This is a genomic window from Hydrogenophaga sp. (assembly GCF_022844385.1).
Classification (GTDB): Bacteria; Pseudomonadota; Gammaproteobacteria; order Burkholderiales; family Burkholderiaceae_C; genus Hydrogenophaga.
On the sequence record NZ_JALHLX010000069.1, the window covers coordinates 1 to 6,602 of the forward strand.

Annotated in this window: 7 protein-coding genes and 1 pseudogene; 6 read left to right on the top strand and 2 right to left on the bottom strand. The window is 69.0% G+C overall.

The features are described from left to right. Positions 1-582: pseudogene (locus Q0C59_RS12255) on the top strand (threonine ammonia-lyase, biosynthetic); the annotation flags it as partial. An 18-nt stretch (positions 583-600) separates the two neighbouring features. After that, positions 601-1,698 carry a nicotinate-nucleotide--dimethylbenzimidazole phosphoribosyltransferase gene (locus Q0C59_RS12260; protein WP_291215825.1) on the top strand — a complete coding sequence of 366 codons (1,098 nt, stop codon included), beginning with the start codon at positions 601-603 and terminating at the stop codon, positions 1,696-1,698. On the opposite strand, the gene Q0C59_RS12265 is transcribed toward Q0C59_RS12260, so the two are convergent. After that, positions 1,695-3,512, bottom strand: coding sequence for a DUF294 nucleotidyltransferase-like domain-containing protein (locus tag Q0C59_RS12265; RefSeq protein WP_291215828.1), 1,818 nt, complete (start codon positions 3,510-3,512; stop codon positions 1,695-1,697). The two genes, Q0C59_RS12260 and Q0C59_RS12265, sit on opposite strands and share 4 nt — an antisense overlap. A gap of 91 nt (positions 3,513-3,603) precedes the next feature. Next, positions 3,604-4,116: a type II secretion system protein N gene (locus tag Q0C59_RS12270; RefSeq protein ID WP_291215832.1), complete on the bottom strand. Its 513-nt coding sequence runs from the start codon at positions 4,114-4,116 to the stop codon at positions 3,604-3,606. A gap of 118 nt (positions 4,117-4,234) precedes the next feature. Between Q0C59_RS12270 and gspG the strand changes: the two genes are divergently transcribed. The 4 genes from gspG to Q0C59_RS12290 all read left to right on the top strand — a co-directional run bounded on the left by gspG (position 4,235) and on the right by Q0C59_RS12290 (position 6,504). After that, entirely contained in the window at positions 4,235-4,690 is a 456-nt protein-coding gene (gene gspG / locus Q0C59_RS12275; RefSeq protein WP_291215864.1) for a type II secretion system major pseudopilin GspG, read from the top strand. Positions 4,691-4,820: 130 nt separating this feature from the next. After that, entirely contained in the window at positions 4,821-5,282 is a 462-nt protein-coding gene (locus Q0C59_RS12280; RefSeq protein ID WP_291215835.1) for a prepilin-type N-terminal cleavage/methylation domain-containing protein, read from the top strand. After that, positions 5,279-5,647 (top strand): type II secretion system minor pseudopilin GspI, encoded by a 369-nt coding sequence (gene gspI, locus Q0C59_RS12285; RefSeq protein ID WP_291215839.1) that lies wholly within the window; start codon positions 5,279-5,281, stop codon positions 5,645-5,647. Before Q0C59_RS12280 ends, gspI begins: the two co-directional genes overlap by 4 nt. A gap of 161 nt (positions 5,648-5,808) precedes the next feature. Then, on the top strand, positions 5,809-6,504 hold the full coding sequence (locus Q0C59_RS12290) for a type II secretion system protein J (RefSeq protein WP_291215842.1): 696 nt from the start codon (positions 5,809-5,811) through the stop codon (positions 6,502-6,504). The last annotated feature ends 98 nt before the right edge of the window (positions 6,505-6,602 follow it).

A 6,602-nucleotide genomic window follows, 5' to 3' on the forward strand; every position in this document is an offset into this window, starting at 1 on the left:
GTGGCCGAGCGCGCCGAGGTGGGCGAGGAGCGCGAGGCGCTGTTTGCCGTGACCATTCCCGAAGAGCGCGGCAGCTTCCGGCGCTTCTGCGAACTCATTGGCGACCTGCCGGGCGGCCCACGCAACGTGACCGAGTTCAACTACCGCATCCACGATGGCAGCAAGGCCCATGTGTTCGTGGGCCTCACCACGCAGGGCAAGGGCGAGTCGGCCAGGATCGCGAAGAACCTGATCAAGCACGGTTTCCAGACGCTGGATCTCACGCACGACGACCTGGCCAAGGAACACATCCGCCACATGGTGGGCGGGCATTCCCCGCTCGCGCACGACGAGCGCCTGCTGCGCTTTGTGTTCCCGGAGCGTCCGGGCGCCTTGCTCAAGTTCCTGAGCCTGATGCGACCGGGCTGGAACATCAGCCTGTTCCACTACCGCAACCAGGGCGCCGACTACGGCCGCATCCTCGTGGGTTTGCAGGTACCGGCCAAGGACCACAAGGCCTTTGACAAGTTTCTGGAAACCTTGGGTTATCCCTGCGTGGAAGAGACCGACAACCCGGTCTACCGGCTGTTTCTGCAGAGCTGAACCCGAACCGACCGAGCCATGGCCAAAGACCCCATCTTTTCTCCGCTCTCCAAACGCTCGGCGGCTTTGCCAGCCGACCTGAAGCTGCCGGCGGTCTCGGGCACCACCGACACCATGCTGGAGTTTGCGCTGCGCCAGCGCCTGCGGCCCGAGGGTCTGCCTGAGCACGCACTGGGCCGCATGGAAACCCTGGTGCTGCAACTGGCCCGCGTGCAAAACGGCATGTCGATCGAATTCGACCTGCTCGCTTTTGATTCGCCACAACTGGTGGTGTTTGCGGCGGACCACGGCATCGCCGACGAAGGCATGTCGTCGCTGGCGCCGACCATGACCGAGCAGATGGTGATGCAGCTGCTGCGCGGTCAGGCGCCCGTGAACGCACTGGCCGACCTGCACGGCTTCGAACTCACGGTGGTGGACGCCGGCATGGCCAAGCCGATCGCACCACCCAGCGACACCAAACAGCACGGCTCGTTGCTGCTGCGCAAGATCGGCTACGGCACACGCAACCTGATGCTCGGGCCGGCCATGTCCACCGCGCAGGCGGTATCGGCCGTGCACGCCGGCATGGACGTGGTGCGCCACCTGCCGGGCAACGTGATCGCGCTGGGTGATGTGGGTGTGGCCAACGCGGTGAGTGCGGCCCTGCTGCTGTCGCGCCTGTGCGGCGTGCCGCTGGTGGACGCTTTCAGCCGCGACGACACCGAGACCGGCAACCTGGACGACACACAGCATGTGAAGCGGGTTGAAAAACTCTCGGCCGCCGCCAGCAAGCACCGCAACGCCATCGGCCCGTTCGAAGCCCTGGCCGCGTTGGGCGGATTCGAGATCGCCATGATGACCGGCGCCATGCTGCAAGCCGCCAGCGAGCGCCGCGTGGTGCTGGTCGACGGTTTTGTGGCGGGTGCTGCGGCGCTGGTGGCGCGCGGCCTGTGCCCCGACGTGGTGGACTACCTCGTGTTCACCCACCGCGCGGCCGACGCCGGACACCGCCTGCTGCTGATCCACATGCAGTCCCAGCCGCTGCTGGACATGGGGCTTCGCCTGGGCCAGGGCACCGGTGCCCTGCTGGCCTGGCCCATGCTGCTGGCCGCACAAAGCCTGCTGGAACGCTAACGGTCGTAGTCGAGCTTCACGCGTTGCTGCAGCGCGCGCAGCACCCGAAAGGTTTCCTTGAGGATGCGGCGGTCGATGTCGTTCAAATGGTTGATCGCGATGCGGTTGGGATTGCCTCCCACAGCAGTGCCATCGAGCTGGGCCCGCAGACGCAGCATCTGCAGAAACTCGAATCCACCCACCCAGGCCTGGTGCTCGGATTCGGGCACCCCGAGCAGCGGGCCCGCCGCCTCGAAACGTTCGCGCGTGCCGGTGCCCACCACCCCCTGGGCCAATGCGTAAAGCCGGGCCACGTCGACAAAGATCGCCGTGCCTTGCAGCTTGAGGTCCAGCGTGTCGAGCCCGGCCACCTCGGTGGTGTCGATCTGGCCGAGCCAGTTGAGCGGCGCGCTCTGGGACAAACCGTTGAGCGCGAGCTGCCGCAGAAACCGCGGATTGCCACGGGCGCGCTGCGTGACCAACGCGCGCAGGCGGTCCGCCAGCGCGGCTTGACCCGCCAGGCTGCGGAAGTCGAAATAGATGCTGGCATTGAGCAGGTCTTGCGGCGTGCCCCGTTCGATCCAGTTCGCGAAGCGCTGCTGCCATTCGCCCAACGTGAGGCAGCAGGCCGGGTTGCTGGCCATGATGTTGCCCTTGCACAGGGGATAACCGCAAGCGTCCAGTGCCTCGTTCACGTCGCGCGCGAACGCCAGCCAGGGTGCCTTGTCGGGCGCCGGCCCCCCGTCGGGTTCGGCCAGGATCAACGCGTTGTCCTGGTCGGTGGCAATCGTCTGTTCGTTGCGCCCCTCGGAGCCCAGTGCGATCCAGCAGCCCGCATTCAGGTCCAGGCCGTGCTGGTTCGCCATGATCTCCACCAGGCGCGAGGTCAGCACATCGTTCAGGTGGCTGATGAGCGAGGTGAGCTGCTGGGCCTGCACACCTTGGCCCAGCAGGGCGCGCGCCAGACGGCGGATCTCGTGCGAGCCCGCCAGCAGCGTCTGCACATCGGGCGCGTTGCGCAGACCACTGCTCACCTGCTTCAGGCTCAGCCGCTGCAAGGCAAAAAGATCGCGCTCGGACACCACGCCCACCGCCCTCCCTGCCCGCGTCACCGGCACGTGGCGAATACCGCGGCTGGACATGAGCAGCGCAGCGTCTTGCGCGGTGTGCTGGTGCGTGAGCGTGAACACCGGCTGAACCATCACCTGGCCGATCGGGGTGGACAGCGGCAACTGCGGCAGCGTGATGCGCTCCAGGATGTCGGAGCGCGTCAGGATACCCACGGGAGCCCCGGCCGCGTCGACCACCAGCATGGAGCCGATGCGCAGCGCCTGCATGCGGCCCAGCGCGTCCTGCAGCTGCGTCTGTGCCACGCAGGTCACAGGCGTCTGGCGGCAGAGCTGGCCCAGCGGCGTCTCCAACGACTGCTCGGCCAGCGCCTGCGAGGCATACACCACCTGCAGCGCGGCCCGCGAGAGTTCGAGAAAGCGCAGGATGCGGCGGTTCAGGAAATCGCCGAACACGGCGCTGGCCTCGGCCAGGCGCTGCATGTCGTCGACCGGCAGCGCCAGCACCGTGCTGTCCTCTGTGGCGCTGTACAACGTGGTCACCGCGCGCCGCGCCAGCACCGCGCTCACCGGAAAGAGTTCACCCGCGTCGAACTGGAACGCACCACCCGCCACGTCGGACAAGCCCCGCCGGCCGGTGATGGCGCCGCTGCGGATGAAGTACAGCTCGCGCACCGGGCCGTCTTCGGGCCGCACCACCGCTTCGCCGGCCGCAAAGCTCAGCTCGCGCGCAGCCGCCACAAAGGCCTGCACGTGGTCCGGCTGCATGTCGGAAAACGGCGGGTGGCGCTGGAGCTCGCCGCAGAGCTCGGCCGGGGAAGACGGGGCACGCCGGGCGACCATGGACTGCGAAAAGGGGTCAGGACGGCGCTGCGGCGCTCTCGGGCAAGGTCAGCTCGACGGTGGCAGGGCCGTTCATCGAAACCCCCAGGCGCACCGAGCGCCGCGACACCGCCTGCAGCACCAGGCCACCTTCAAGCGAAGCGCCCACCCGGTAAGGGCGCGGCGGCTGGCCGTTGACGGCGATCAGCGCCGCCCCGCCCGCCGCACTGGCCGCCACCACACCTTGCAACTGGTACTGGGTGCCGGTGGGAGTCGCCGGCGCACTGGGTGAGGCAGCCGCCACGGGCTGCGCGCCCAGCACTCGGGCCACGGCCAGCGAGTCCACCTGGATGGATGCGGGAGCGGCCACCGCCAGCGGCGTGACCGGTGAGCGGCCCAGGGCCTGCAAGGCCCAGTAGCCCGCGCTCAGACCCGCTGCCAGCCACAACACACCCGCGACCAGCGCTGGCCCGCGGCGGCTGGTGTTTTGCAGCGCCGCCGGACTTTCCATCAGAAAGCCGGAGTGACCGAACGCGGGTGCCTTTTTCATGCCCCGGATTATGATCGACCGAGCCCTGCGCACAAGGTGGGGCCACAGGTCTGTGCACCCGGTTGCCAGGCCCCGTCACCACACCAGCGTTCGGGAGTTCGAATTGACACACCACAGTCTGCAGCCGCGCGACCGCGCACCCCGCACAGCGCAGCCCTGGCGCACCCTGCAGCGCGGGTTCACGCTGATCGAGTTGATGGTGGTGCTGGTCATCATCGGCGTGCTGGCCGCGCTGATCGTGCCCAACGTGCTCGACCGCGCCGACGATGCCCGGGTGACCGCGGCCAAGACCGACGTGAACAACCTGATGCAGGCGCTCAAGCTCTACCGCCTGGACAACCAGCGTTACCCCACCGGCGAACAAGGGCTCAATGCGCTGGTGGCCAAGCCGAGCACCGGCCCGATCCCGCCCAACTGGCGCCCCTACCTCGACAAACTGCCGGCCGATCCCTGGAGCCGTCCGTACCAGTACCTCAACCCCGGCCTCAAGGGCGAGGTCGACGTGCTCTCGCTGGGCGCCGACGGACAGCCCGGCGGTGAAAACCGGGATGCGGACATCGGCAGTTGGCAATGAAAACCTTGCCCCCACGCTCCGCCGCTGCGCGGGTCGCTGCCCCCCGGGGGGGCTGTTTCGCCTTGGGGCGGCCCGGCGGCGAAACCTTGCCCCTACGCTCCGCCGCTGCGCGGGTCGCCTGAAGAAACCCATGCGGCGCAGCCTGGGCTTCACCCTGATCGAACTCATGGTCGTGGTGGCGCTGGTGGCGCTGGCCACAGCCGGCGTGACGCTGTCCTTGCGCGATGACGGCTCCACGCGGCTGGAGCGGGAAGCGCTGCGTCTCTCGGCCTTGATCGAATCGGCGCGCGCGCAATCGCGCACCAGCGGCCTGCCCGTGGTGTGGCGCAGCCTGCCGCAGGGTTTCGAGTTTGTGGGCCTGCCGCCGCTGCGCAGTGGCGAGCCTTCGCGAGACAGCCTGATCGGGCCACGCCCCTGGCTCAGCCCCGACACCGTGGCCCAGGTGATTCAGCCCGCGGGAGCTTTGACGCTCGTGCTCGGCCCCGAGCCGCTGATTGCCGCGCAACGTGTGGTCCTGCAGCAGGGCGACCGGCGCCTGATCCTGTCCACCGACGGCATCTCGGCCTTTGCCGTGGTGGCCGACGCACCGTGAAGGCACCGCGCGGCTTCACCCTGATCGAGGTGCTGGTGGCGCTCGCGGTGATCGCCATCACCCTGGCCGCCGGACTGCAGGCCACCGGCGCACTCACGCGCGCCGCGGTGCGCCAGAGTGACCAGTGGCTGGCCCAGATCTGCGCCGAGAACGAACTCACGCGCCTGCGGCTTCAGAGACAGTTGCCCGGCACCGGTGACAGCGACATGCCGTGCGAACAAGCCGGCCGGCTGCTGCGCGTGCGCCTGGCGGTGCTGCCCACGCCCAACCCGAACTTCCGGCGCATTGACGCGGTGGTGGAGGGCGATGTGGACGGCAACACGGTGCGGCTGCTGTCCCTGTCAACCATCATTGGGCGCTATTGATGGACTGGCACCCCCACGCTCCGCCGCTGCGCGGGTCGCTGCCCCCCGAGGGGGCTGTTTCACCTGGGGGCGGCCCGGCGGTGAAAGCCTGCCCCCACGCTCCGCCGCTGCGCGGGTCGCTGCCCCCCGAGGGGGCTGTTTCACCTGGGGGCGGCCCGGCGGTGAAACGCCGCCCCCGAGGCTTCACACTCATCGAGCTGCTGGTCGCCATCGCGGTGATGGCCATGCTGGCGCTGCTCAGCTGGCGCTCCATCGACGGCATGTCTCGCACGCAGAACATCACGCAAGAGCGCTCCGACGGTTTGCTTCGGTTGCAGTCGGCGGTGGGCCAGTGGATCGCCGATCTGGACGCGGTGCTCGACACCGGTGAGGTCACGCCGGTGGACTTCAATGGCCAGACGCTGCGTCTCACCCGCCGCGACAGCGCCGAATCGGGACTGGACAGCCGCGGCGTGCGGGTGGTGGCCTGGGCGCTGTTGCCGTCGGCCAGTGGCGGGCAATGGACACGCTGGCAGTCGGGGCCTCTGCTGCAGCGCGACGAACTCGCCCGCGCCTGGCAGCGCGCGGCCGACTGGGGTCGTGGCGCCGGTTCGTCCCCGGCCAGCACCAACAACCTGGGCGCCGACAGCGCGCTGGCGATCATCGCGGTCGACCAGTGGCAAATCTTCTACCACCGGGGTGAAACCTGGGGCAATCCCTTGTCTTCGGTGGGCACCGAAGGCGCCGAGCCCGGCGCCGCCCCCGCCAGCGGCATGCCCAACGGTGTGCGTTTGCAGCTCACCCTGTCCGGTGGCCAGGGCTTGAGTGGCACCCTGCTCCGCGACTGGGTACGCCCAACGTTGGAGGCCGGCAGATGAAGTGGCCCCCACGCTCCGCCGCTGCGCGGGTCGCTGCCCCCCAAGGGGGCTGTTTCGCCTTGGGGCGGCCCGGCGGCGAAACCTTGCCCCCACGCTCC